18 protein-coding genes are annotated in these 26,042 nt (G+C 70.3%); 9 read left to right on the top strand and 9 right to left on the bottom strand.

Features of this window, described 5'->3' with window-relative positions; translation table 11 throughout:
- The first annotated feature begins 115 nt into the window (after positions 1 to 115).
- A complete protein-coding gene (locus DXK32_RS08465) occupies positions 116 to 499 on the top strand; it encodes a dihydroneopterin aldolase (RefSeq protein WP_247877044.1) in 384 nt (127 codons plus the stop codon).
- Between the two features lies 1 nt (position 500).
- On the opposite strand, the gene DXK32_RS08460 is transcribed toward DXK32_RS08465, so the two are convergent.
- From DXK32_RS08460 to mutY, 3 genes are all read right to left on the bottom strand, one after another.
- Positions 501 to 3,020, bottom strand: a complete 2,520-nt coding sequence (locus DXK32_RS08460) for a PAS domain-containing sensor histidine kinase (RefSeq protein ID WP_114858097.1) — start codon at positions 3,018 to 3,020, stop codon at positions 501 to 503.
- A gap of 158 nt (positions 3,021 to 3,178) precedes the next feature.
- Entirely contained in the window at positions 3,179 to 3,940 is a 762-nt protein-coding gene (locus tag DXK32_RS08455) for a DUF1194 domain-containing protein (protein ID WP_114858096.1), read from the bottom strand.
- Between the two features lie 51 nt (positions 3,941 to 3,991).
- Positions 3,992 to 5,074, bottom strand: coding sequence for an A/G-specific adenine glycosylase (gene mutY / locus DXK32_RS08450; protein ID WP_114858095.1), 1,083 nt, complete (start codon positions 5,072 to 5,074; stop codon positions 3,992 to 3,994).
- 156 nt (positions 5,075 to 5,230) lie between these two features.
- On the opposite strand from mutY, the gene DXK32_RS08445 reads away from it, so the two are divergent.
- From DXK32_RS08445 to DXK32_RS08415, 7 genes are all read left to right on the top strand, one after another.
- Positions 5,231 to 5,710 carry a DUF721 domain-containing protein gene (locus DXK32_RS08445; protein WP_114858094.1) on the top strand — a complete coding sequence of 160 codons (480 nt, stop codon included), beginning with the start codon at positions 5,231 to 5,233 and terminating at the stop codon, positions 5,708 to 5,710.
- A gap of 109 nt (positions 5,711 to 5,819) precedes the next feature.
- Complete coding sequence (locus tag DXK32_RS08440; RefSeq protein WP_247877043.1) at positions 5,820 to 6,500, top strand: DsbA family protein; 681 nt, start codon at positions 5,820 to 5,822, stop codon at positions 6,498 to 6,500.
- Between the two features lie 25 nt (positions 6,501 to 6,525).
- Positions 6,526 to 9,987, top strand: coding sequence for a chromosome segregation SMC family protein (locus DXK32_RS08435; RefSeq protein ID WP_114858093.1), 3,462 nt, complete (start codon positions 6,526 to 6,528; stop codon positions 9,985 to 9,987).
- Positions 9,988 to 10,291: 304 nt separating this feature from the next.
- Positions 10,292 to 11,437 carry an NAD(P)/FAD-dependent oxidoreductase gene (locus tag DXK32_RS08430; protein WP_114858109.1) on the top strand — a complete coding sequence of 382 codons (1,146 nt, stop codon included), beginning with the start codon at positions 10,292 to 10,294 and terminating at the stop codon, positions 11,435 to 11,437.
- A gap of 26 nt (positions 11,438 to 11,463) precedes the next feature.
- Positions 11,464 to 11,940 carry a hypothetical protein gene (locus DXK32_RS08425; protein WP_247877042.1) on the top strand — a complete coding sequence of 159 codons (477 nt, stop codon included), beginning with the start codon at positions 11,464 to 11,466 and terminating at the stop codon, positions 11,938 to 11,940.
- 160 nt (positions 11,941 to 12,100) lie between these two features.
- On the top strand, positions 12,101 to 12,796 hold the full coding sequence (locus tag DXK32_RS08420; protein WP_114858091.1) for an OmpW/AlkL family protein: 696 nt from the start codon (positions 12,101 to 12,103) through the stop codon (positions 12,794 to 12,796).
- Positions 12,797 to 12,961: 165 nt separating this feature from the next.
- Positions 12,962 to 13,396: a CBS domain-containing protein gene (locus DXK32_RS08415; RefSeq protein ID WP_114858090.1), complete on the top strand. Its 435-nt coding sequence runs from the start codon at positions 12,962 to 12,964 to the stop codon at positions 13,394 to 13,396.
- Positions 13,397 to 13,479: 83 nt separating this feature from the next.
- Here the strand turns inward: DXK32_RS08415 and DXK32_RS08410 are convergent, their stop codons facing one another.
- From DXK32_RS08410 to DXK32_RS08390, 5 genes are all read right to left on the bottom strand, one after another.
- Positions 13,480 to 14,124, bottom strand: coding sequence for a response regulator (locus DXK32_RS08410; RefSeq protein WP_014198344.1), 645 nt, complete (start codon positions 14,122 to 14,124; stop codon positions 13,480 to 13,482).
- Between the two features lie 447 nt (positions 14,125 to 14,571).
- On the bottom strand, positions 14,572 to 16,362 hold the full coding sequence (locus DXK32_RS08405) for an acyl-CoA dehydrogenase C-terminal domain-containing protein (protein ID WP_114858089.1): 1,791 nt from the start codon (positions 16,360 to 16,362) through the stop codon (positions 14,572 to 14,574).
- Positions 16,363 to 16,379: 17 nt separating this feature from the next.
- On the bottom strand, positions 16,380 to 18,728 hold the full coding sequence (locus DXK32_RS08400; protein WP_114858088.1) for a 3-hydroxyacyl-CoA dehydrogenase/enoyl-CoA hydratase family protein: 2,349 nt from the start codon (positions 18,726 to 18,728) through the stop codon (positions 16,380 to 16,382).
- 27 nt (positions 18,729 to 18,755) lie between these two features.
- On the bottom strand, positions 18,756 to 19,919 hold the full coding sequence (locus DXK32_RS08395) for a thiolase family protein (RefSeq protein ID WP_114858087.1): 1,164 nt from the start codon (positions 19,917 to 19,919) through the stop codon (positions 18,756 to 18,758).
- On the bottom strand, positions 19,916 to 20,413 hold the full coding sequence (locus DXK32_RS08390; protein ID WP_114858086.1) for a MerR family transcriptional regulator: 498 nt from the start codon (positions 20,411 to 20,413) through the stop codon (positions 19,916 to 19,918). Before DXK32_RS08390 ends, DXK32_RS08395 begins: the two co-directional genes overlap by 4 nt.
- A 302-nt stretch (positions 20,414 to 20,715) precedes the next feature.
- On the opposite strand from DXK32_RS08390, the gene DXK32_RS08385 reads away from it, so the two are divergent.
- Positions 20,716 to 20,898: a hypothetical protein gene (locus DXK32_RS08385; RefSeq protein ID WP_114858085.1), complete on the top strand. Its 183-nt coding sequence runs from the start codon at positions 20,716 to 20,718 to the stop codon at positions 20,896 to 20,898.
- 91 nt (positions 20,899 to 20,989) lie between these two features.
- Here DXK32_RS08385 and DXK32_RS08380 read toward each other — a convergent pair whose 3' ends face one another.
- Positions 20,990 to 25,855 (bottom strand): alpha-2-macroglobulin family protein, encoded by a 4,866-nt coding sequence (locus DXK32_RS08380; RefSeq protein ID WP_114858084.1) that lies wholly within the window; start codon positions 25,853 to 25,855, stop codon positions 20,990 to 20,992.
- Positions 25,856 to 26,042: the final 187 nt, after the last annotated feature.

Genomic DNA, 26,042 nt, shown 5'->3' with positions numbered 1-26,042 from the left:
AGTCGGGGTGGCCCTCCGTGCCGCCCCGTTCCCGCAAGTTCGGCATTGGAGCCCTTCACCGATTGCCGCCCGCATGCCTTGGCAGGACGGGGACGGCGTGATAGGCGTGTGCGCCATGAACAAGCTCTTCGCCACTGTCACGGCTCCGGCGCCCCGTTCGGCCCCGGCGGCGCTTTCCACCCGTTGCTTCGTGCGCGATCTGGTCATGGATGCGCTGATCGGCGTCTACGCCCACGAACGCATCAAGCCGCAGCGCATCCGCCTGAGCCTCGACCTGGAGGTCGTCGCCCCCGGCGTCACCGGCGAGGACATGGCGGCGGTGGTGAAGGGGCTGGTCAGCCAGGGCCACGTCACCCTGATCGAAACGCTGGCGGAGCGGATCGCCGAGCGCTGCCTGTCCGACGAGCGGATCGCCAGCGTCAAGGTGCGGGTGGAGAAGCTCGACGTGTTCCCGGACGCCGCCAGCGTCGGCGTCGAGATCGAACGCGCCCGGGCCTGAATCACCAGGCGGGCTCCTTCTGCACCGCCGCGACCCGGCCGGCCGTGGCCGCGGGCGGCGCCGTGGGTGACGCGGTCAGCGGCAGATGGATGGTGAAGCGGCAGCCGCCCCCCGGCGGCGACGCCACGGCGATGCGCCCGCCGAGAATCCCCGTGACGATGTTGTGGACGATGTGCAGGCCGAGCCCGCTGCCGCCTTCGGCGCGGCGCGTGGTGAAGAAGGGCTCGAAGATGCGCTCGATCTGGTCCGGCGGAACGCCGCGGCCGTCGTCGATGATGTCCAGCACGACGCCCGCCGGCACGACGCCCACCGGCACGGCGCCCGCCGCGCCGGCGGAGGGTGAAGGGTCGGCACGCACGGCGATGGCGATGGTGCCCGCCATGTCGGGCTGGAAGGCGTGCAGCAGCGCGTTGATGACGAGATTCGACACGACCTGCGACAAAGCTCCCGGATAGCTGTCCATGACCAGCCCGTCCGGACAATCCAGCGTCACCCGATGCCCGGTGCCCTTCAGACGCGGGGCCAGGCTGTTCAGAACACTGTCCAGATAGCCGCGCAGCTCGAAGGTTCGGCGCGCCTCCGACGTCTGGTCCACGGCCACCTGCTTGACGCTCTGCACCAGCGTGCAGGCGCGCTCCAGATTGCCCAGGATGATGGAAGCCCCCTCATCGACCCGGTTCACGAACTCGTCCAGGTCGCGACGGCGAAGATGGCCGTCCGCCACGCCGGCCTTGAACTGCCGCGCCTGTTCGGACAGATGGCTGGCGGCGGTCACGCCGATGCCCACGGGCGTGCTGATCTCGTGCGCCACCCCGGCCACCAGCGCCCCCAGCGACGCCAGCTTCTCCGCCTGCACGAGGCTGCTTCGGGTCTGCCGAAGGTCGTGCAACGCGCGCTCCGTCGCCTCCGTCGCGAGGACCCTCGCCTTTTCAGCGTATCTGCGCGCGGAAATGTCGCGCAGAGCCACGAACATCGCTTCAACGCCGTCGTGATCCATCGCCATCGCCGACAGCACGCCCCAGAAGGGGCGCCTTTCCGCGGTCCGCAGCCGCGTTTCGACCTCCGGCAACCGCCCGCGCCGGTGCACGCTGTCGGCCAGCCCCTCCCAATCGCCGGTCGTTTCCAAGAAATCCGGCAAGGCGCGCTCCAGCAGGGCGGCGCCGGTGGTCTCCAGAAGGTCGGCGGCGGAGGCGCTGGCGACCAGGATGCGCCCGTCGCCGCGCCGCGCGATGACGATGGGAAAGGGCGAGGATTGCAGGATGGCGTTCAACCGCTCCTCGCTCGCCCGCAACGCGGCGGTCTGGCGGTGCAGCGCCTTCATCGTCCCGGCCACCCGCTCCACCGCGGCGCCGATGCGGTCGAACTCCTCCAGCGAGGCGCGCGGTCCTGCTGTTTGTGGTGGGTTCCCGCTCAAGCCGTCCAGCGTGTCGCCGAGACGCCGGAGCGGAGCCACAACATGGCGGCGCAGCAACACCGTCACGCCGCCCAGCAGGAGGATGACCGCCGCTCCCCCCGCCAGCCCGACCCACAGTCCGCGCCGGCCATCGGCCACCATGCGGTCCATCGTGCCGATCGCGCCGGCGGTGCCGTCGCTCGGCAGGCTGGCGGCCAGCGCTTCCAGCCGCCGATAGGCGAGATCGCCGTCCGCCCGAACCTGGGCCAGCACGGACAGGCGGCCCCGCTGCAGGTCGGTCACCGCGCGCGCCGATGCGAAGCGGTCCAGAACGATGGCGAGGCGGTTGGGCTGCGCCGCCGGCCCCGTCCTCATGCTGGACAGGCTGTCGAGCAGGGTTTGCTGGTTGCGCAGCAGCCCCATGATGTCGCTGTCCACCAGCGTCAGCCGCTCCGCCGTATCGCTGGCCGCCGCCCGTCCGTAAAGCCGGCGCAGGTGGTACAGGTTGCTGAGAAAGGCATAGTCCTGGACCGCCTTGTCCGGCTCCGCCAGCAGCGCCGTCGCGTCGGCCAGCGCGTCATCCACCCCGCCCAGCTGCTCGCCGATGCCGACGGACAGCGCGTCGAGCAGGTCGGCATGGTGGTTGCCCCGCCGCAGGGCGCTCAGCGCCTGATCGAGCTGGTCGCGCGCGCTGGCGCCCGCCCCCTGGGCGAGGGTGCCGGCAAGCGCTTCGGCCTCGTCGAGGGCGGCGGCGCGGCGGGTGCGGTCGCGCCCGTTCAGGATCACTTCGGCCAGCCGCCCCAGCTCGGCGACCGTCAGGGCATCGCGGTGCTGGGCGCCGACGCGCGGCACGCCGACGGTGCGCGCCTCCTCCGCGAGTTCGACGATGCCGAGACCGGCCGATCCGACCGCCGCCGCCAGCGCTCCCAGCAGCAGGGCGATGGCGACGGCCAACGCCGTCGCCACGGTCTGCAGACGGGGCTTCCGCCCGGAGCCGGCGGCCCCTCCGGCTTCGGGTGGCGGAGCCGCGCCATGGGCGACGGCCTTCCCGGAAACCGCCGCGCCGGCCGCCGCCACGATGTCCGCTACCGCGATGTCACCCGGCTGCACCGGCTTGCGATCGTCCATTCCACCGTTCCAGCGCACCAGCCACGGCGCGGCACCCGCCCGGAAACATACCAGGAGATGCGCAATCCAAATGTTCCGCACGCAAGGGTAAGGTAACCCGATCCGACTCGATCCTCCAGACGATTTTCCGAAATTCTAAGAGACTGCGCGCCCGTCGCTCAGAAGTTAGCCGCTGTGATAATCGAGCGCGACGCCGGAAGAGCGGCGATTTCCTGGATGAGCTTTTGCCGGAGCGCTTCGACGAAACTGCTGCGGTCCATCGCCGTCTTTACGAAGCCATTCATGCCGCCGACCACATTCTCCTGGTAATACTCTTCCAGCCAGGGAAACTCGTCGAGGATGGCCAGGGCGTTGATGGTGATCCCCTGCCGCTCGACCCGGTCGCGGACTCCCGCGGGGTCGGGGCCGCTGTTGGAGAAACCGTTCGACACGATGTCGATGACCTTGCGCCCGGCGTCGAATCCGTTGCCGGCGAACAGCTTTGCCGATTCCTCGATGGCGCTGCCCAGCGCCGTGGAGTCGCCCTGGAAACCGCGCGGCGCCTTGTCGATCCGGGCCGCGAAGGCGGCCACCTCCTCCGCGTTGGTCAGCGGAGTCCAGGGCACCAGGACACGCAGGCTGTGCGGGCCGGAAAAGACCACCAGGGTCGCCGCCACGCCCCCCGCGGTCACCGCGTCGCGGACGTCCGGATCGCGGAAGGCCGCGGCATGGCCCTGCAACTGGAACTCCAGATCCCCATCGGTGATCGACGCCGACCCGTCCACCGCCAGAACGAGTTCCAGGGCGACGCGACGCCCGGCGGGCGCCGGCCCCTTCTTTGCCTTGGCCTCCGCCCGCTGAGGCGGCTCCGCCCGCAGGGGCCCGGCAAGCCACGCGCCGGCCAGGAAGGCCGGCAGGGCCAGGATCGTCCGCCGCCTCATCTCGCTCCGTCCATCGTCCGTTTTCGAGTGCCGTTTACGCGTGCGCCCCGTCTATGCGTGAGCCAGGGCGTGACGCACGACTTTCATCATGACGGAGGGAAGAGCCTGCCCGCCCAGCCGGTCCACCGGAACCCACAGCCCCTCGGCCATCCGCCAGTTGTCGCCGGCCTTGGCCGCGACGACCTCAAGGTCGAGGTGAAAATGGCTGAAAGTATGGCGGACCACGCCCGGCAGCCGGCGCCAGGAGCGATCCAGCGGGGCCGCCGCCGCGATCTCGGCATCGGTCGGCGCGTGCCCGGCCCAGGGGGTGGAGGGCACCTCAGTCATGCCGCCCAGCAATCCCTCCTCCGCCCGGCGGCGCAGCAGCACGGCGCCCTCCGGATTCAGCAGCCAGAAGGCGACGCCGCGCCGGGTCGGCTTGTCCGCCTTGGCGGCCTTGCGGGGAAGCTGCTCCTGGATGCCGGCGGCGCGGGCGGCGCACCAGTCCGACCAGGGACAGAGCATGCATTTGGGCTTGCGCGGCGTGCAGACCGTGGCGCCGAGGTCCATCATCGCCTGGGCGTAGTCGCCGGGCCGTTCGTCCGGCGTCAGGATGGCAGCCAGAGCGCGCAGCTTGGGCTTCACGCCGGGAAGCGGCTCCTCGACGGCGAACACGCGGGAGACCACCCGCTCCACGTTGCCGTCCACCACCGTCGCCTTGTGGCCGAAGGCGATGGCGGTGATCGCCGCCGCGGTGTAGGCGCCGATGCCCGGCAACTCCAGCAGAGCCACCTCCTTGTCGGGAAAGCGCCCCGCCCGCTCCGTCGCCACCACCTGAGCGCATTTGTGCAGGTTGCGCGCCCGCGCGTAGTAGCCGAGCCCGGCCCAGGCCACCAGCACGTCGTCCAGCGGCGCCGCCGCGAGGTCGCGCACCGTCGGCCAGCGTTCGGTGAAAGCGCGGAAATAGGGTGCGGCGGCGGGCACCGTGGTCTGCTGCAGCATGATCTCCGACAGCCAGACCCGGTAGGGGTCGGCGACCTCCCCCGGCTTGGCGCGCCAGGGCAGGTCGCGGCGGTTGTGATCGTACCAGGAGAGCAGCCGGGGGGCGGCGTCGCTGGGGGCGTGCTTGGAGGCGGTGTGGAGAGGCGTCGTCATGGCGGCAAGACATAGGGCGAACCCGGACTCCGATAAAGGGCCGCCAAGAAAGGCCTGCCGAGAAAGGGGCACCCGCGGGGGCGCTGGCGAAGTCCCGTCCGCTTGCGCTAGGGTGCGCGGACGATCACCAGGAAGCCCCGACCAGGAAGCCTTGACATGAACGGACCGCGGCGTATCGGCCAGACCGTCCCCGAGGTGGCCGGCAAGGCGCTGGGCAAGCGCGGGCTGGCCTTCGGCTCGCTCATCAACGACTGGCCGTCCATCGTCGGCCACCAGTTGAGCCTGCGCACCGCCCCCGACAAGCTGAGCTTTCCCCGCGGCAAGCGGGAGGACGCCGTCCTGCACATCCGCGCCATGGGCGCCATCGCGCTGGAGCTTCAGCATCTGGAACCGCAGATCGTCGAGCGGATCAACAGCTTCTTCGGCTACCGCGCGGTGGCCAAGATCAAGCTGATCCACGCCGCCCCGCTGACCGTCCAGAAGCCGGTGGCGCGCCCGCGCGACCTGACCATGGACGAGGAGCTGTCGGTGATGACCACCGCCGCGACGGTGGAGGACGAGGAATTGCGGGCCACGCTGGAGCGCTTCGGGCGGTCGCTGCTGGCCCGCCCGCGTCCGGCGCCGCGACGCCGCTGAGCATTGCGCCATACCCCTGGGGCGGGAGCCGGCTCGGGCTGGGCCATACTCTTGCCGCAAAAGGGGAGTTTCGATTATACCATCAACATCTGGTAGGGATGAGGCCAAAGTGAACCGCAACCTTTTGGGCATCGTTGCTCTGATCGCGGTCGGCATGACGCTGATCATCGGGCTCGCCGTCGCCGGCTCCCGGCCGTCGAACGGGCAGACTCTGCCGGTGCAGCCGCCCGTGCAAATGGCGCAGGCTTCGGCGCCCTCGACCGCCGATCTGCTGGCGGACCGGGTGCTCGGCAACCCCAACGCGCCGGTGACGATCCTCGACTATTCGTCGATGACCTGCCCGCACTGCGCCGCCTTCCACACCGAGACGCTGCCGAAGATCAAGGAAGCCTACATCGACACCGGCAAGGCCAAGCTGATCTTCCGCGACTTCCCCTTCGATCAGGCGGCGCTGCGCGCCTCCATGCTGGCCCGCTGCGCCCCGGCGGAGCGCTACTACCCGCTGCTCGACGTGCTGTTCAAGAGCCAGGGCCAGTGGAGCCGCGCCGCCGACCCGGTCAAGGCGCTGGCCCAGTACGGCAAGCTCGCCGGCATGAGCGAGCAGGTCATCAACGCCTGCATGGCCAACCAGGCGCTGGCCGACGGCATCCTGCAGAGCCGGCTGGTCGGCCAGGACAAGTACAAGGTGGAGGCCACCCCGACCTTCGTCCTCAACGAGGGCGCGGCCACCATCAGCGGCGCGCAGTCCTTCGAGACCTTCGCCGCGGCCATCGACAAGCTGGTGAAGTAAGGACCGGGCAGAAGGCTTCGATCCCGTGCACTTCACGCGCCTCCGCCTGTCCGGCTTCAAGTCGTTCGTCGACGCCACCGATCTGGTGATCGAGCCGGGCATGACCGGCATCGTCGGCCCCAACGGCTGCGGCAAGTCGAATCTGGTGGAGGCGCTGCGCTGGGTGATGGGGGAAACCTCCGCCAAGCGCATGCGCGGCGACGACATGGACGACGTCATCTTCGGCGGCACGGCCAATCGTCCGGCGCGCAATCTCGGCGAGGTCGCCCTCCTCATCGACAACCGCACGCGCACCGCCCCCGCCGGCTTCAACGAGCACGACGAGCTGGAGGTGACGCGGCGGATCGAACGGGGCAACGGCTCCGACTACCGCATCAACGGCAAGCTGGTGCGCGCCCGCGACGTCCAGCTCCTCTTCGCCGACAACGCCTCGGGCGCCGCGTCCCCGGCGCTGGTCAGCCAGGGCAAGGTCGGCCAGATCATCAACGCCAAGCCGCAGGACCGCCGCATGCTGCTGGAGGAAGCGGCGGGCATCACCGGCCTGCACTCCCGCCGGCACGAGGCGGAGCTGCGGCTGAAGGCGGCCGAAGCCAACCTCATGCGCCTCGACGACGTGATCGGGGCCATGGACACCCAGCTTCAGAGCCTGAAGAAGCAGGCGCGGCAGGCCGCCCGCTACCGCAACCTCTCCGAACAGATCCGCAAGGCGGAGGCCGTGCTCTGGCACCTGCGCTGGATCGCCCATGAAGGCGAGCTGGCGCGCGCCCGCGGCGCCTTCGCCAAGGCCGAGGGCGCGGTGCGGGAGCTGATGCTGGCGGTCACCCAGTTGACCACCCGCCGCACCGATGACGCCGCCGGGCTGCCGGAAAAGCGTCAGGCCGAAGCGGCGGCCGCCGCCGGCCTGCAACGGCTGGTCATCGCCAAGGAACAGCTCGACGCCGAGGAGAAGCGGGTCGCCGAGCAGCAGCGCGCCCTGCTCTCCCGCCTGCAGCAGATCGCCGGCGACCTCGGCCGCGAGGAGGCACTGGCCGCCGACGCCGGCGACGCCCTGGCCCGGCTGGAGGCCGAACGCGACCGCCTGCTGGAAGCCCAGGCCGACGAGGAGATGCTGGAGGAGGCCGCGCGCGAGGCGCTGGCCGCCGCGCGGGAGGCGGTGGACGCGCTCGACCGCGAGCTGACCCGCCTGACCGAGCAGACCGCCGCCGACGAGGCCCGCCGCGCCGCCACCCAGCGGCAGGTCGCTGATTTCGAAACACGGGCCTCCGGGCTCGTCCGGCGCCTCACCGAACAGCAGACGCAGCGCGACGCGCTGGAGCGCGAGATCGCCGCCCGCGCCGACGTGGCCGAGTCCGAGCTGGCGGTCGAGCTGGCCGAACAGCGGCTGGAGGACGCCCGCGAGGCCGCCGAGCGGGCCGAGCGCGCCAAGACCGACGCCGAACCCGCCCAGGCCCGCGCCCGCGAAGCCCTGCAAACCGCCGAATCCGCCCGCGCCAAGCTGAAGGCGGAGGAAAAGGCGCTGGCCGAGCTGCTCTCCGCCGGGGCGGGCGACCTGTTCCCGCCGCTGGTCGACGCGGTCACCGTCGCCCCCGGCTACGAGGGCGCCCTGGCGGCGGCGCTGGGCGACGCGCTGACCGCCCCGCTGGACGAGGCCGCCCCGGTCCACTGGCGCCCCCTGCCGCCCTACACCGACGCCGCCCCCCTGCCCGCCGGGGCCGAGCCGCTGGCCGACCGCGTCCAGGGACCGCAGGCCGCCGCCCGCGCCCTGTCGCACATTGGCGTGGTGGTCGACGACGCGGCGGGTGCCGCCCTGGCCGCCGGCCTCGCCCCCGGCCAGACCCTGGTCAGCCGCGACGGCGGGGCGTGGCGCTGGGACGGGCTGACCGTGCAGGCCGGCGCGCCGACCGCCGCCGCCGTCCGCCTGAAGCAGCGCAACCGCCTGAACGAGCTGCGCGGCGAGCTGGACCTCGCCGACGAGCGGCTGGAGGTCGCCCGCGACGCCCTGGACGAAGCGAAGCGCGCCGTCGAGGAGGCCGCCCAGGCCGACCGGCGCGCCCGCGACGCGGTGCGCGAGGCCTTCGCCGGGGTGACCGCCGCCCGCGACCGCCACGCCAAGCTGGCCCGCGAGGCCGACGCCGCCGCCTCGAAGCTGGCGGCGCTGGTCGATGGCATCGCGCGGCTGGAGACCGACCGGCAGGAGGCCGAGGCCGCCCTGGAGGAGGCGCGGGAGTTGCTGGACGCCCTGCCCGACCCGCGCGAAGGCCGCGACGCCGTCAACGACCGCCGCGCCACCCTCGCCGAGCACCGCGCCGTCCTCGCCGAGAAGCAGAACGCGCTGGACCGCCTGACCCGCGAGGCGCAGTCCCGCCGCCAGCGCTTGGCCGCCATCCAGCAGGACGTCGCCTCCTGGGGCACCCGCTCCGCCGGAGCGGGCGGGCGCGTGGCCGAGTTGAGGGAGCGCGCCGCCGCCGCCGAAACCGACCTCGCCCAATTGCAAAGCCGCCCGGCGGCGATCGAGGCCGACCGGCAGGCCTTGCTCGGCCGGATCAGCGAGGCCGAGCGCGCCCGCAAGCGCGCCGCCGACGCCCTGGCCGAAGCGGAGAACCGGCTGGCCGAGACCGAGAAGCTGCTGAAGCAGGCCGAATCCGGTCTGGCCGACGCCCGAGAGGCCCGCGCCCACGCCGAGGCCGCCGTCTCCGCCGCGGTGCAGAACGGCCAGACCCTGACCGAGCGCATCGCCGAGCGGCTGAACTGCCGCCCCGAGCAGGCCCGCGCCGCCGCCGACCTGTCCCCCGACGAGGCGATGCCCGACGTGACGGTCGTGGAATCGCGTCTCGACAAGCTGACCCGCGAGCGCGAGAACATGGGGCCGGTCAACCTGCGCGCCGAGATCGAGGCCGCCGAACTCGAAACGCAGATCGGCACGCTGCAAACCGAGCGCGAGGATCTGGTCAGCGCCATCGCCCGCCTGCGCCAGGGCATCGCCAGCCTGAACCGCGAGGCGCGGGAGCGTCTGGTCGCCTCCTTCGACACGGTGAACCGCAATTTCCAGGAGCTGTTCATCCGCCTGTTCGGCGGCGGCAAGGCGCATCTGGAGCTGGTCAACGCCGAGGATCCGCTGCAGGCCGGGCTGGAGATCTACGCCAGCCCGCCGGGCAAGAAGCTTCAGGTGCTGTCGCTGCTGTCCGGCGGCGAGCAGGCCCTGACCGCGCTGTCGCTGCTGTTCGCCGTCTTCCGCTCCAACCCCGCCCCGATCTGCGTGCTGGACGAGGTGGACGCTCCGCTCGACGAGGCCAACGTCGGGCGCTTCTGCGATCTGGTGGAGGACATCGCGCGGGAGGGCAGCACCCGCTTCCTCATCATCACCCATCATCGACTGACCATGGCCCGGGTTGACCGGCTGTTCGGCGTGACCATGGTGGAACGGGGCGTGTCGCAGCTGGTCAGCGTGGACCTCCAGAAGGCCGAGGAACTGCGCGGGGCGGCCTGACGGGCTCCGTTGCCTCAGCCATGCCGCTTTCACGGCTTCATTCGGCTTTTCCCAACGCCTAAGATGCGGGTCGGCCCATCGGGCCGGCACCAAGGCAATCGCATTTGACCTTTATAGCCCTCTCCCCTCCGGGGAGAGGGTGGCCCGCAGGGCCGGTGAGGGGGTTGCGCGTGGCGGTGCGTTCGGCACAAGCGCAACCCTCTCACCCTAACCCTCTCCCCAGAGGGGAGAGGGAATTTTAAATGCGATCACCCTGGGGCCGGTACAGGCACCGGCAAGGGGCACCGGCAAGGGAGAAGTGGACGTGGAACGGGTGGATTTCCTGATCGTCGGCGGCGGCATGGCCGGCGCCTCGGCGGCCTATGAGCTGGCGGCGCACGGCGGCGTCATCGTGCTGGAGCGCGAGAGCCAGCCCGGCTACCACTCCACCGGCCGCTCGGCGGCGCTCTACACCCAGACCTACGGGCATCCGGTGGTCCGCGCGCTGACCGTGGCGAGCTGGGATTTCTACACCAACCCGCCGCAGGGCTTTTCGGAGCACCCGCTTCTCACGCCGCGCGGCGTCCTGCTGATCGGGCGGAGCGACCAGACCGCCGCTCTGGACCGCGACTTCACCGAAGGCCGCCGGCTGACCCCGACCGTCGAGCGCCTCGACCGCGCCCAGACCCTCGCCCGCGCGCCCTTCCTGAACCCCGACTACGTGGACGGCGCGGTGTGGGAGCCGGAGGCGATGGACATGGACGTCCACGCCATCCACGGCGGCTACCTGCGCGGGCTGAAGGCGCGCGGCGGGCGGCTGGTGACCGACGCCGGGGTGACGGCGCTGGAGCGGCGCGACGGGCTGTGGGTCGCCACCACCCCGGCGGGCATCTTCGCCGCCCCGGTGCTGGTCAACGCCGCGGGCGCCTGGGCCGACGGTCTGGCGGGAATGGCCGGGGTACGCTCCGTCGGGCTGGTGCCGAAGCGGCGCACCGCCATCACCTTCGATCCGGTGTTCACGGATTCGGCGGACGCGGCTGGGCTCGCCGGCTGGCCGATGACCATCGATGTGGACGAACAGTTCTACATGAAGCCGGAATCGGGCCGGCTGCTGCTTTCCCCCGCCGACGAGACGCCGGTGGAGCCCTGCGACGTGCAACCGGAGGAGATGGACATCGCCGTCGCCATCGACCGCATGGAACAGGCGGTCCGCTTCTCCGTTCGACGCATCACGCACAAATGGGCGGGCCTGCGCAGTTTCGTCGCCGACAAGGTGATGGTGGTGGGCTACGACGAGTCCGCGGACGGCTTCTTCTGGCTGGCCGGCCAGGGCGGCTATGGCATTCAGACGGCGCCGGCCATGGGCCGCACCGCCGCGGCGCTGGCGACCGGACGGGGCCTGCCGCCGGAGGTCGCGGCGCTCGGTGTGCGTGCGGAGGATCTGGCGCCCGCCCGGCTGCGGCGCCCCTGACGGGAGATACGGCGATGCGCGGAACGATGACGAAAAACGGTTTCGATGCGGTTCTTCTGACCGCCGGTCTTCTGGTCGGCGGCCTGCTGGCGGGCTGCGCCAACCCGGCCGCCGATCAGGCGATGGTGGCGCAGAACGCGCTGGTCGGCATGCCGAAGCAGACGCTGCTGTCCTGCGCCGGTGTTCCGGAACGGCAGGCCGCCGCCGGGGACCGCGAGTTCTTCACCTACCGCAGCAACCGATTGATCTCCTACCCGTCCTGGGGCGGTTACGGCGGCTACTGGGGCTATCCCTACGGCGGCTGGGGCGGCTACGGCTCCGACGTGACCAGCGTCGATTGCGAGGCGACCTTCACCCTGCACAACGGCGTGGTGGAACGCGTCGTCTATGGCGGGTCGTCCAGCGGCGGCAGCCGACTCGGCCAGTGCTACGCGATTGTACAAAACTGCCTGGCGCAAGTCCCCTCACAGTCCCCACAACCCTCCATGGCCCCAGCGCGTTAAGAGTTCCAGTCCATGCGACAACTCGTCGCTGTTGCAAAGCCGCCTCACTATGACGTTTTGGTTGAGGCGGCATAGCAACCCCACAAAAACTCTGGTAATACATCTCCAGGCATCAAGCCAAAAAAACGACATCAGCTAATTCTGCCCTGGAGCGAATCCCATGACTTTCCTGAAGCGCGCCGCCGCCGCCCTGCTGGCGACCACGGCTCTCGCCGCCGTTTCCTCCCCGTCGCTGGCCCAGGATTTCAAGGGCAAGTCCGCCGGTGACATCCTGGTGCGCGCGCGCGCCCTGGCCGTGATCCCGCAGGAGGATGGCAACCTGCTGCTGAACGGCAACACCAAGATCGGCGAGGCCCGGGTCGGCAACGACTACATTCCGGAGCTCGATTTCTCCTACTTCGTGACCGACAACATCGCTCTGGAGCTCATCGCCGGCACCAGCCGCCACAACGTCAAGGGCTCGCTGAACGGCCTGGGCGACAGCATCGACATCGGCAAGGTTTCGCTCCTGCCGCCGACCCTGACCGCGCAGTACCACTTCTTCACGAAGGAGCGTGTCAGCCCCTATGTCGGCGCCGGCATCAACTGGACGCTGTTCTACCGTGAAGATGCCGCCAACAAGGCCAATGGCGCCGGCCTGCGCGTCACGGACGTCAAGTACGACAACGCCTTCGGCTGGGCTCTGCAGGCCGGTGTCGACGTCGCCCTGACCGGCAACTGGTCGCTGAACCTCGACGTCAAGAAGATCTTCCTCAAGACCGACGTCAGCGCCACCGTGAACGGCGCGCTGCCGGTTACGTCCAAGGTCACCCTCGATCCGTGGCTGGTCGGCATCGGCGTCGGCTACCGCTTCTAATCGGTTGCTCTGGGGCCTTCCCGCAAGGGAGGCCCTGCGAGGTCACGGAATTCAGGCCGGCTACTCCGAAAGGGGTATCCGGCCTGTTCCTTTTTGCGACTTCCTAGAGAAGCGTCCGTGGGTGAGCATTCCCTTTCGTGAATCCGCGCGGGAGGAAGCACAACCATGCACATTGCCGCCGTCTTGAAGAGGAAGGGCACGGAGATCATCACCGCCAATCCGGACGACCGGATCGACGCGGTCGCCCGCAAGCTCGCCCATCACAAAATCGGCGCCGTCCTGGTGATGAGGGACGACGGCCGCCCCGCCGGAATCCTGTCGGAACGCGACATCGTCCGCGCCGTGGCCGCGGACGGCGCCGCCGCCCTGGAACGGCCCGTCGGCGAGTTGATGACCCGCGACCTCGTCACCGGAAGCCCGGCCGACACGGTGTCCCAGATCATGGGCGTGATGACGCAGCGCCGCATCCGCCACCTGCCGATCCTGGAAGACGGTGACCTTGTCGGGCTGGTCAGCATCGGCGACATCGTGAAGGCGCGGCTGGACGACGCGGAACTGGAGGTCGAGTCCCTGCGCGGTTACGTCGCCGGGATGGGCTGAGCCCGTCCTGTAAACGAAAACGCCCGCGGACGGTCCCGCGGGCGTTTTCAAAGGCAGGGCAGCCGGACGGCCAGATTTGACGATCAGGCGGAGTGCGACTGCGGGAAGGCCATGGCGGCCTGGGTGCGGTTGCGCACACCCAGCGACTTGAAGATCGCCGTCATGTGAATCTTCACCGTGCCTTCCGACAGGCCCAGCTCATGGGCGATCTGCTTGTTGGACTTGCCTTCGCGCAGGCGGTCCAGAACCTCGCGCTGACGCTGGGTCAGCAGATGGTCGAGCTGCGGGTCGCTGGGCGGGATGGCGCCGACGCGCACCTCGGCCTCCCCGGATTCACGCAGCACGGTCGGCGGCACATAGACGCCGCCGGAGAAGATGAGATCCAGCGCGCTGAGCATGATCTTCACGCTGGAAGATTTCGGAATGTAGCCTGCGGCGCCGTGCTCCAGCGCGTCGCGGACGTCGTGATGCGCTTCGGACGCAGAGACGACCACGACCTTGGAGTCGGGCTGCTTTCCCCGCAGGTCTTGGATGCCGGAGAAGCCGGGCCAACCGGGCATGCGCAGATCGGTCAGGACGAGATCGTAGGTCTCACCCTTGCCAGCCTTTTCCAGAAGCTCATCAAAGTTGCTGGCTTCCTCAAAGCTGGCACCCTCCTTCAGCTGCTCCAGCAGCCTGCGCAATCCCTCCCGGAAAAGCACATGGTCGTCTCCGATCAGGATTTTCATCTGGTGGTGCCCCCGTACTCAGTGCTTTCAATGGTCCGAACGTACAGCCCTGACACAAGGCCAGTGTTCCGACCTTCAGTTTCGGAAAAAATGCAGGTCATTTTCAAGCATCATATGACCCAATTCCAAAAGGTATAGAAAGTCCTTATGCAGGGTAATGTCACATCAGATGTACCACGATTCGGTGGGGCTGGACAACCCGAATTTAACTTTTGTCTCATGGAAGGCTCCGAGCAATGGCATTGCTGCGCTACAGCAATATCCATTTCGCGCATCGTTCACACATGACGAAAGTGAGCACGAATGTATCAAGCCTTAGGCTCGCTCATCACAAAGAACCGTCATTTTCGTACTTTCTATCTTTCGCATCTTTCGACACGAAAGGCCGGAACCGGTGAAGGATACACCGATCCCGGCCCAAAGGCATAGACCCCGTAAGGCTGATCCTCAGAAGGCGGCCTCGTCCATCTCCATCAGGGGTTTGGACCCGGCCATGATGGTGATGAACAGCGCGTTGGTCTGCGGCAGCAGTTTCGCCGTGTAGAAACGGGCCGTCCTGATCTTGGCCTCAAGGAAGGCCGTGTTGCCCTCCCCCGCCGCCAATTTGGACCGGGCCGCCTTGACCATCCTCAGCCACATCCAGCCGAGCGCCACCAGACCGAACAGCCGCAGATAGTCGGTCGCCGCGGCCCCCGCCTCTTCGGGGTCCTTGAGTCCCTTCTGCGCGATGATGGCGGTCGCCTGCTGAAGCTTGGCGAAGGCCTTGGCAAGCGGCAGGACGAACTCGGCCAGCTCCTCCGTCTCCATGTCGGCCTCGATCTCGGCGCCGACGGGGTGGAAGAAGCGGCGCAGCAGCCGGCCCATGTCCTGCGGCAGCTTGCGCCCCACGAGGTCCAGCGCCTGGATGCCGTTGGTGCCCTCATAGATCTGGCAGATGCGGGCGTCGCGGACATACTGCTCGACACCGGTTTCCCAGATGAAGCCGTGCCCGCCATGCACCTGCACCGCGATGTTGGCCGACTCGAAGCCGATGTCGGTGAACAGCGCCTTGACGATCGGCGTCATGAGCTGGACGAACTCGTCCGCCTCCTGGCGCGTCTTGTCGTCCGCGTGCTTCTCCGCCACGTCCAGCTTGTAGCCGACCAAGGCGCCGAGCGCGCGCGCCCCCTCGGTGTAGGCGCGGGCGGTCAGCAGGTTCCGCCGCACGTCGGGATGCACGATGATCGGGTCGGCGGGCTTGTCCGGGTGCGCCGTGCCCTTCAGCGAGCGGCCCTGGAGCCGCTCTTTGGCGTAGGCCACCGCGTTCTGATAGCTGACCTCGGCCACCCCCAGCCCTTGGATGCCGACGGCGAGGCGGGCCGCGTTCATCATCACGAACATCGCCCGCATGCCCTTGTGCGGCTCGCCGACCAGCCAGCCGGTGGCGTCCTCGAAGTTCATGACGCAGGTCGCCGAGGCCTTGATGCCCATCTTGTGCTCGATGGAGCCGCAGGCGACGCCGTTGCGCGGCCCGACGCCGCCATCCTCGTTGGGCAGGAACTTCGGCACCAGGAACAGGCTGATGCCGCGCGTCCCGGCCGGCGCGTCGGGCAGGCGCGCCAGCACCAGATGCAGGATGTTCTCGGTCAGGTCATGCTCGCCGGCGGAGATGAAGATCTTCGTGCCGGTGATTTTATGGCTGCCGTCCTCCTGCGGGACGGCCTTGGTGCGGATCAGCCCCAGGTCGGTGCCGCAATGCGGCTCGGTCAGGCACATGGTGCCCGCCCAGGTGCCGTCGACCAGCCGGCCGAGGAAGCGCTGCTTCAACGCCTCCGACCCATAGGTCGACAGCGCGTTGTAGGCGCCCAGCGACAGGCCGGGATACATGCCGAAGCTGAGGTTGGCGGAGCAGATGAACTCCTCCAGCATGGTGTTGACCAGCTTGGGCAGCCCCTGCCCGCCATAGGCCGGGTCGCAGGACAGACCCTGCCAGCCCGCCTCGATGTACGTGCCGTACGCCTCCTTGAAGCCCTTGGGCGTGCGCACCACGCCGTTCTCGAAGCTGCAGCCCTCGCCATCACCCGATTGGTTCAGCGGGAACAGCACCTCCTCGCACAGCTTGGCGCCCTCCTCCAGGACCTGGGCGATCAGGTCGGGGGTGGCGTCCTCGTAACCCGGCAGTTCGGCCAGCTTCCCCGCCCCGACGATCTCGTCGAGGACGAAGCGGACATCCTCCAGCGGAGCCTTGTAGATCGGCATTGCTCAGTCCTCCCCCATCAGTTCCGCAGCGGCTTGCCGGTGGTCAGCATGTGCTCCACCCGGTCGATGGTGCCCTCGGTGCGCACCAGCTCCATGAAGGCCCGGCGCTCCAGCGCCAGCATCTGCTCCTCGGTCACCGGCTGGGTGACGTCGGCCTTCGGCCCGCCGGTCAGGATGCCGGCCAGCTTGCCGCAGACGACCATGTCGTGCGGCGTCGCCTTGCCCTGCAGCGCGAAGCCTTCGAGGAACAGCTCCAGCGCGGCCCGCCCGTTGGGACCGGGGAGCGTGTAGGTGACTTTCTCGGGCGGGGTGTAGTTCGCGGCCAGCTCCAGCGCCTTGGCCTTGGCGTCGGCGAGCAGGCGGTCGCGGTTCATGGTGATGCCGTCGCTCGCACGCAGATACAGCAGGTCCTTGGCCTCCGCCGCCGACTTGGCGACCTTGGCGAGGCTGATGGTCTCGAAGGCTCCGGCGATCGGCGGCATCGGCCCCTTCGGGGTCCGCGGGTTGGCGGCGTGGCGGGCCAGCATTTCCGTGCAGCCGCCCCAGCCGGGGATCAGCCCGACGCCGACCTCGACCAGCCCCATGTAGGTCTCGGCGTGGGCCTGCACATGGTCGGAGTGCAGCAGGATCTCGCAGCCGCCGCCGAGCGCCATGCCGCTGGGCGCCGACACCACCGGGAAGGGGGCGTGTTTCAGGGCGCGGTAGGCGCGCTGCCCGCCCTCCACCAGCTCCTCGATCTGCGGCCACAGCCCGACGTTCAGGGCGAACAGGGCGAGGCCGAGGTTGGCGCCGACCGAGAAGTTGTCGGCCTCGTTGTGGATGACCAGCGCCTTCCAGTCGCCCCCCTTATTGTTGTTTGGTCCGTCGCCGATCAGCGTCATCGCCTTGCCGTAGGCGGCCATGACGTCGCCGTCCAGCGCGTTCATCTTGCTGGTGAACTCGACGCACAGCACGCCGTCGCCGATGTCCCACAGACTGGCCGAGCCGTTCTTCCACACCGGCTTCGACGCCCGCTTGATGTCGGACAGCAGCAGAACGCCGTCGGGACGCACCACGGTGTCGTAGAGGCCGGCGGTGGTCAGATGCTGGAGCCTGCCGTCCTCCACCCGGTAGAAGGGCCGCCCGGCGGCCTGCTCGACCAGCGGCGGGACGGGGATGCCCTCGCTGCGGCACAGCTCGGCGAACCAGGCGGTGCCCAGCCGGTCGATCAGCTCGAACGGGCCCTGCTTCCAGTTGTAGCCGAGCCGCATGCCCTCATCGACCGCGACGATGCTGTCGGCGATCTCCGGCACCAGCGACGCGGCATAAGCCAGCGTGTGGGCCAGCACCCGGCGGGCGTATTGCCCGGTCCTGTCGGGGAAGTCGGCCAGCGCCCGCAGGTCGCGCCCGGCGGCCGACACGCTCTCCAGCTTCGGCTTGTCCGAGCGGCGGTAGACGCCGGTGGACAGGTCGATGGCCTCCTTGACCTTGACGCCGCCGTCGCGGTTCAGGCGGTAGAAGCCGCCCTTGCCCTTGCGGCCCGTGTAGCCCTCCGCGATCATTTTGGTGATGACCGGGTGCTCGCGGAAGGCGGCGCGGTAGGGGTCGTTCCCCGGCAGGGTCGCCAGCAGGCTCTTCGCGATGTGCGGCATCAGGTCGAGGCCGACGAGGTCGACCAGACCGAACACGCCGGTCTTCGGGATGCCCATCGGGCGGCCGACGATGGCGTCGGCCGCCTCCACCGTCAGGCCGAGATCGACGGCGGCGTTGATCGCCGTCTGGATCCAGTAGACGCCGATGCGGTTGGCGATGAAGCCCGGCGTGTCCTTGCAGCGCACCACGCCCTTGCCCAGCGCGCGGTCGCAGACGTCGGCGACGGCGGCCAGCGCATCGGGCCGGGTGGCCTCGCCGCCGACGATCTCCAGCAGCCGCATGTAGCGCGGCGGGTTGAAGAAGTGGGTGATCAGGAAGTCGCGCTTGAAGGCGTCCGACTGCCCTTCGACCAGCACGCCCAGAGGGATGGTCGAGGTGTTGGACGACACCACGGAGCCGTCCTTGCGCACCGGGTCGATGCGGCGGTAGAGGTCGGCCTTGACCGCCGGATTCTCGACGATGGCCTCGACGATCCAATCCACATCGGCCAGCAGGGCGAGGTCGTCCTCCAGATTGCCCGGAGTCACCAGCTTGGCGTTCTTCGGGTGCATGAAGGGCGCGGGGTCGGTCTTCAGAAGCCTCTGGACGGCCCCCTTGGCGATGGCGCTGCGGTCGTCACCCTCCTTGGCGGGGATGTCGAGCAGGACGACGGGGATGCCGGCGTTGGCGAAATGGGCGGCGATGCCGCTGCCCATCACGCCGGAGCCGATCACGGCGGCGCGTTTGATCTGCATGGTTGGTGCCTCCCTGTGCCGCCGCCGTCAGACCGCTTCCAGAACCGTGGCGATGCCCTGCCCGCCGCCGATGCACTGGGTGGCGAGCGCGAATTGCTTGCCCTCGCGCTTCAGCAGGGCCGCGGCCTTGCCGGTGATGCGGGCGCCGGTGGCGCCGAGCGGGTGGCCGAGCGCGATGGCGCCGCCGTCCAGATTCACCTTGGCCGGGTCGATGTCGAGGTCGCGCATGCAGGCGATGGCCTGGGCGGCGAAGGCCTCGTTCAGCTCGATCACGTCGATGTCGCGGATGGACAGGCCGGCGCGCGCCAGAGCCTTCTGCGCCGCCGGGACCGGGCCGAGGCCCATCACCTCCGGCGCGCAGCCGGCCACCGCGACCGAGCGGATGCGGGCGAGGATCGGCAGGCCGTTGGCCTTGGCGTAGGCCTCCGTCGTCACCAGCACCGCCGAGGCGCCGTCCGTCAGCGGGGAGGAGGTGCCGGCGGTGACCGAGCCGTCGGCCAGGAAGGCGGGCTTCAGGCCGCTCAGCGTCTCGCCGCTGGTGCCGGGGCGGATGCAGCCGTCGCGCTCCACGAGCCCGGCGGCGGTCTGGATGGCGACGATCTCCTCGGCGAGGCGCCCGGCCTGCTGGGCCGCGGCGGCCTTGGCGTGGGACTCGGCGGCCATCGCCTCCTGGTCGGCGCGGGAAATCCCGTAGCGGCGGGCGACGTTCTCCGCCGTGACGCCCATCGAGCAGTAGGCCTCCGGATAGTGGTCCTTCAGGCCCGGGTGGGGCAGCGGGTTGTAGCCCATCATCGGGACGCGGCTCATCGACTCGATGCCGCCGCACAGGAAGACCTCGCCCGCCCCCATCTGGATGGCGCCGGCCGCCTGATGGATCGCCTGCATGGAGGAGCCGCAATAGCGGTTGATCGTGGTGGCCCCGGCGGTCAGCGGCAGCTTCGCCAGGAAGGACACGGTGCGGGCGATGTTCATGCCCTGCTCGCCCTCGGGGAAGGCGCAGCCGACGACCACATCCTCGATGTCCTGGGGGTTGACGCCCGTGCGCTCGACCAGCGCCGCGACGACATGGGCCAGCAGGTCGTCGGGGCGGACCTTCGCCAGTTCGCCCTTGTTGGCGAAGGCGAAGGGGGAACGGGTGTAGCCGGCGATGACGACCGGATTGGCGGGCGTGGTCAAAGGCGCCGAGGTCATGGTTGCGTGTCCTCCGGGGTGTGCGTCTCCGTGATTCCGTTCTTGCGGAAATGGTCGGAGATCTGGGTGTCGATGATGCGCAGCTCGCCCAGCGTCTGCTGGACGTCCTGAAGCTGCCGTTCCAGGTCGGCGATGCGGCGGCGGGCGATGCGCTGCATGAAGCGCATCTGCTCCTTCTGGATCTCGTCCGCGTCGTAGAGGGTGAGGAATTCCTTGATCTCGGCGAGGCTGAAGCCCAGCCGCTTGCCCCGGCAGATCAGCGCGAGGCGCGCGCGGTCGCGGTGGCCGTAAACGCGGGCGGTGCCGTCGCGCTGCGGCGCCAACAGCCCTTCGTCCTCGTAATGGCGGATGGTGCGGTGGGTCAGCCCGAACTCGTCGGCCAGCTCCCCGATGGCGAAGGAGCGTCCGGCGCCGTCCGCGCCGGGGTCGAGTCCGGCGTCCAGCCCGATAGCGGGGCGCGCGCCCAGCCCCATCAACCTTGCGGGTTGCGACATCCTCCCACCCTTCCCTTGATCGTCATTGCCCTGTTTTGTCACGGGTTGACGTTTACGTAAAGGTAAGGTGCTTGCCATTTGCTGTCAAGCGGGCAGCCCGCTCTCTTTCCGATGTCCAAGGCGGGGGTGCGGCGCGGGCGCGCTGTGACAGCATGCCACGGGCGGTGCGCCTACCCAGCTATGGCAGGCTCGGGGCATTCAACAAAAAGCCGCCGGCGAACCCGGGCCATGAAGGCCGGACGCAACGGCCGGTCACAGGGCAGGACAAACCGGAGTCACGGCAAACAGGGTTGGGACAGCCGATGTCGTCGCGCGCCATCGTATCGCTGGGCGTCTGGATACTCGCCATGGTGCTGATCGGCACCTTGACGGTCGGGGTCGCGTTGCTGTTCTACGTGGCGCTGACCGCCTTCTTCGCGGTCGTGGTGGCCGTCCTGATGCTGGTCACCCGCCAGCGCGACGACGAGCACAAAAAGATCGTCTGAGACCAGCGGGGCCAGAAAAACCGGTCCGGTAAAAGCAAAAGCCCCACCGCCCGCGCGCGGCGGGCGACGGGGCTTTTTCCGTTCGGTCCGCTTACTCCGGCAGAACGCGCAGGCGTGACGCGGCGGTGCGGGCCGACTGGTGCGGGCGGTAGAGGTCCTCCACCGTCGCGCCGGGCTGGGCGTAGTCGCCGGGCGTCACCGCGCGCACCAGATAGACCAGCCGGAAGCGCGGCGCCTGCTTGGTCATGTCGAGCGCGGCAACGAAGCGATCGTCGCGGTAATCGACGGCGCGCGGCGCGGTCAGTTCGCCCAGCCAGGACAGGTCGCCCAGCGGCGCCCCGCCCCCGGCGAAACGGGCGGCCTCGATCTCGAAGCCGGCGGGCAGCGGATCGGACACCAGAACCTGCCGGTCCACCGGATCGGAGGCGCTGCCCTCCAGGATCACCACCAGCCGGTCGTTCGGGCGGACGGCGCCCGGATCGGCGGGGCGGCCGGTCATGTCGAACAGGCCGCGGGTCACGGTCATGCCCTGCTCCTCCGCCCCCGGCGCCGCCTCGGCGATTCCGGACACCGAGAGGATCTGGCGCAGCGGCTCGCCCCCGGCGTTGCGGATGGCCGGCGGGGCCGCCGGGTCGATGCGCTGGAACAGCGGCTTGACGCCTTCGGCGACCTGATCGGCCCCTTGCTGGTCCTTCTGGGCGATCTTCATCGCCGGCGCCCGGTCGATCAGGGCCTTGGCGGCCTGGAGAAGCCACGCCTGCTCCTGCGCGCCGGTGGTGCGGACGGCGGCGTAGGTCTTGGACAGGCGCTCGGTCGCCTGGGTCAGGCGGTCGCGCTCGACCACGCCGCTCTCGCCCATCAGCGCCACCACCCCGGCCTCGTCGCGCAGGGACGATCCGTAGTCGCGCAGGCTGGCCGACACGACGCGGGCGCCGGACAGCCGCCCGAAGGCTTCCGCGGCGCGGTCCTTGTCGCCCAGCGCGGCGATGGCCGTGGCGACCTGGGCGCGGGCGAAGTCGGTCTGCAGCTTGTCCCAGAAGGTCTCCTGGAAGTAGCGGACCGCACCGGCGTCGATCATCTTGGCGCGGGCCAGCACATAGAGCGCGTAGGCGCGGGCCGGCTGCTCGTCGGCCTCCACCCAGGCGTTGTCGAGCGCGCCGCGCAGCCCGTCCAGCCCCTTGCGGTAGGGACCCTCCGGCACGCGGTAGCCGGCGGCCTTGGCGCGGCCCAGGAAGTCCAGCGCGTAGGCGGTCAGCCAGGAATCGGCCTCGCCCTTCGGCGACCAGGCGGCGAAGGCGCCGTCCATCCGTTGGAAGGTCAGCACGCGGTCGACCGACCGCTGCACCCGCGCCTTGACCCGCTCGTCCGAGGCGACGCCCAGCGCCACCGCCACGTCGCCCAGCGACAGCAGGGGCAGCGCGCGGCTGGCGGTCATCTCCAGCCCGCCGGGGCCGCCGCGCTCCAGCGCGGTCAGCAGGCCGGGCACGTCGAGGTCCGGCAGGTTGCCGAGCGACAGGGCCGCCGTCGCGGTCTCCGGGCGCAGGCCGTTCAGCAGGTCGGCGGGCAGCTCGACGCTGCGCTCCGGGGCCAGCATGGCGGCGGTGCGGCGGGTGACCAGCGGCGACGCCGGGCGCACCGGGATTTCCCACTGGCGCGTGATGCGCAGGCCGTCCGGCCCGGTCACGTCCAGCGCGAGGTGGCCCGTGCCGACGCCGTTGGCGGTCAGGACCCGCCCGGCGGTGGCCCGCTTGCCCCGGCCCAGCTCCGGCACGGCGATGCTGCCCTCGCTCAGCGACACGGCGCCGCTGGCGATCAGAGAGATGCTGTAGGCGCCCGCCGGGCCGGCGACGTTGTCGAGCGTCACCGGGACCACCGCCCGGTCCCCCGGCGCCAGGAAGCGCGGCAGGCCGAGATCGGCCAGCACCGGATCGGCGACCAGCATGGAGGATTCGGAGCGGCCCAGCTTGTCCCCGCTCCAGGCCACCGCCATCAGGCGCAGCCGCCCTTGGAAATCGGGGATGTCCAGCGGCACCGCCACCTTGCCCTCCGGCCCCACGGTCAGCACGCCGGAGAACAGCGAGACGACGCGCTCCGACTTCTGCGGAACGGTGACGCCGACCTGACGCAGCCGCGGCGCCGCGCCGGGGCGGGTCCGGGTGGCGTCCAGGACCGCCGGATCGATCAGCCGCCCGAAGGAATCGCGCAGCTCCACGCCCAGGCGGCGCTTGCCCAGATAATGGTCGATCGGGTTCGGCGAATGCTGGTCGGTGAGCTGGAGCACGGCGTCGTCCACCGCGGCGACCGTCACATAGGCCGGCTGGCCCTCCGGCGCGCCCTCCACCACCACCTCGGCGGTGACGGCGCGGCGGGGCTCGGTCTGCGCCGGGGCGGCGACGCGCACGTCCAGCGCCCGTTCGTCCCCGTCCACCGCCAGCCAGGACAGGCCGACGGCGCGGCGCGCCATGCCCTTCGACGGGCCGCCCGCGGCGTCCGGCGCGCCGAAGGCGGTCGCCAGCACATAAACGCCGCCGGTCCAGGTCGGATCGACGGGGATTTCCAGGAAGGCCCCCTCCGGCCCGATCCGGCGGGTCGAGGCGTGGCGGATCTTGCGGTCGGCGACGGTGATCAGCACCTCGCTGTCGTAGGGCGGCTTGACGTAGACCCAGGCGGTGTCGCCGCCCTTGTAGGCGGGCAGCATGACGGTCACGTCCACCTGATCGGGACGCTCGCCCGCGGTCGGGGTCATCCACCAGCCGGCGGCGAAGCGCAGGCTGCTCGCCACGCCGGTCTTGGGATCGAACACCTCCAGCCGATAGCGGCCGGCGCCCACCGGGGCCTCCACCGCCCCCGGCTTGGCGGCCTGGACAGCGAGCGTGCCGCCGGTCACCCGCTGGTCGCGCACCGTGACCTTGTAGTCCCAGCGCCCGTTCGCCTCGAACCAAGCGTAGTCGTACTCCTCCTCGAACAGCTCGTAGGACAGGTCCTCCTTGTCCATCGGCTGCCCGTCCGGCCCGACCGCCACCACGTCGAATCCGGCGGTGGCGCCCTCGGGCACCCCGTCGCCTTCGAAACGCGGGCGGATGCCGACGGCGAAGGGCTGGTGGCGCACCGGCAGGACCAGATCGCGGCTGACCGAGCGGCCCCCGATGTCCAGCAGGGTGGCGCGGACCACCGCCTCCAGCGGCTTGGTGCTTTCCGGCGCCTTGGGCAGCGCGAGGTCGGCCTTGGCCTGCCCGTTGCGGTTGGTGGTGAAGCCCGGCAGGTCGCTGCGCAGCGGCTTCACCTCCTCCTGCGTGAGGCCGAAGCGGTAGCCGGGCAGGTTCGGGTAGGGATTCGCCGCGGCGCGCAGCGTCACCGCCAGTTCGCCCGGCAGGCCCGCCGCCGGGGCGCCGTAGAGGAAATGCCCGTCGACGGTCAGGGTCGTCTTGCCGTCCGCCGGAAGCTCCGCCGCCTCGGCGGCCAGCGCGACCTCGAGGCGCGGCGGCACGAAGTCCTCGACCAGGAACTCGGCCCGGCCCAGCACCGGACCCATCGTGTTCGGCTGGCTGCCCGCCTCGGGCTCGCCGTGGGCGGTGACCGCCCAGGTGCCGGTCATGGCATTGGCCGGGATCTCGACGCGGGCGGCGAAGCTGCCGCCGCCGGATTCGGCGAGCGGACGGCGGTCCACCTCGAAACCGTCCGGGCGCTGGATCTTCAGCGTGACGGGACGGCCGGTGACCGGCTTGGCGTCGGCGTCGCGCAGCAGCGCCGCCAGATGCACCGTCTCGCCGGGGCGGTAGATGCCGCGTTCGGTGTAGAGGAAGGCGTCGGGCTGGCCGGGCACCGGGCGCGCCGGAACCGCCGCCGCAACGCCGCCCGGCGCCGCGTTCGGCGCCCCGCCCGGCGGCGGCGCGTTGGCCAGCGTCGGCGTGACGAGGTCGAGGAAGCCGAAATCCCCCGCCCCGCGGTAGGCGAACAGCGCCTGCACCGGCTCGCGGCCGGCGGCGCGCAGGGCGGTGAGGTCGAAGCGCGCCAGCCCGTCCGCACCGGTCAGCGCCTTGCCCAGCTCCTCGTTGTTGCGGGCGAGCAGGCGCAGCTCCACGCCGGCCTCCGGCGTCGCCCCCTTGACGGAGCGGGCGAAGACGACCAGCGCGTCCTCGCCGGTGATGGCGTTCAGGCCGAGGTCGGAGACGACGAACCACTGGGTCGCCTTGTGGTCCCAGCCGCCGGGCTTGATGTCCTCGGTGCTGGCCACGGCGATGTAGACGCCGGGCTCCAGCCGGCCCAGCACGGCGTCGATGGGAAAGGGCGTCACCACCGCCTGGTTGCGGCTGTTGCTGATCGCCATCTCGCCGCGCCACACCTCCTGGCCGGAACGGTCGAGAATCTCGCCGACCTCGTGGTCGGACATCTGCTGGCCGATGCGGCCGAAATAGATCTTCTCCACCAGGCTGCGGTCGTTGATCCGCAGCACCTGGAGCTTCGCCCGGTCGAGGTTGATGGAGCGCAGCGGCAACCCGTCGGCGCCGATGCGCGGCAGGATGTAGCCCGCCCCGCGGAAGGCCAGCGCCGGCTTGCGGTTCGGCACCTCGATGTCGCGCGCGTCGGGGTTGGGCAGGCGCTTCCCGTCGCTGCCCGGCAGCCCGTCGCGCAGGGTGATGCGGTAGCTTTGCCCGTGCTTCAGACCCTCGACGCAGAGCGTGCGGTCGCGGGCGACGGCGGTCCCGTCGAAGGCCGCCCCGCCGCCGGCCGCCCCATTGCCGGCGGGCGTCACCTCCACATAGTCGCGGTAGTTCACCGCGCGCGACTTCTCCAGCCGGTCGGTGAAGGTGAAGCAAGCCTGCGGCACGTCGCGCTCCGCCACCACCTCGGCGGAGGAGACGCCGAAAGGCACCGGCTCGGGCGGCGCGTCGGCGGCGATGACGGGGGTTGAGGACGCGACGAGGACGGCACAGACACGCGCCACTGCACGCAACATTCGATCTTCCCTGGACCAGCCGCCCGGCGCGGCGCGCGCGGGCCTATGCGAAAACTCCGAGCCTGCGAAAACACCGTTTTCGGCAAACCGGCGCGGAGTATGCCGAAGCGCCCCTGGTTTCGCCACGGCTTTGCGGCCCAGCCCGGAAAATCCCGCAAGGTGGATCCGGCTGCGGACGGCGTGTGGA

Source organism: Azospirillum brasilense, from assembly GCF_003349955.1.
Lineage (GTDB): Bacteria > Pseudomonadota > Alphaproteobacteria > Azospirillales > Azospirillaceae > Azospirillum > Azospirillum brasilense_B.
This window is presented reverse-complemented; position numbering and strand designations above follow the sequence as displayed.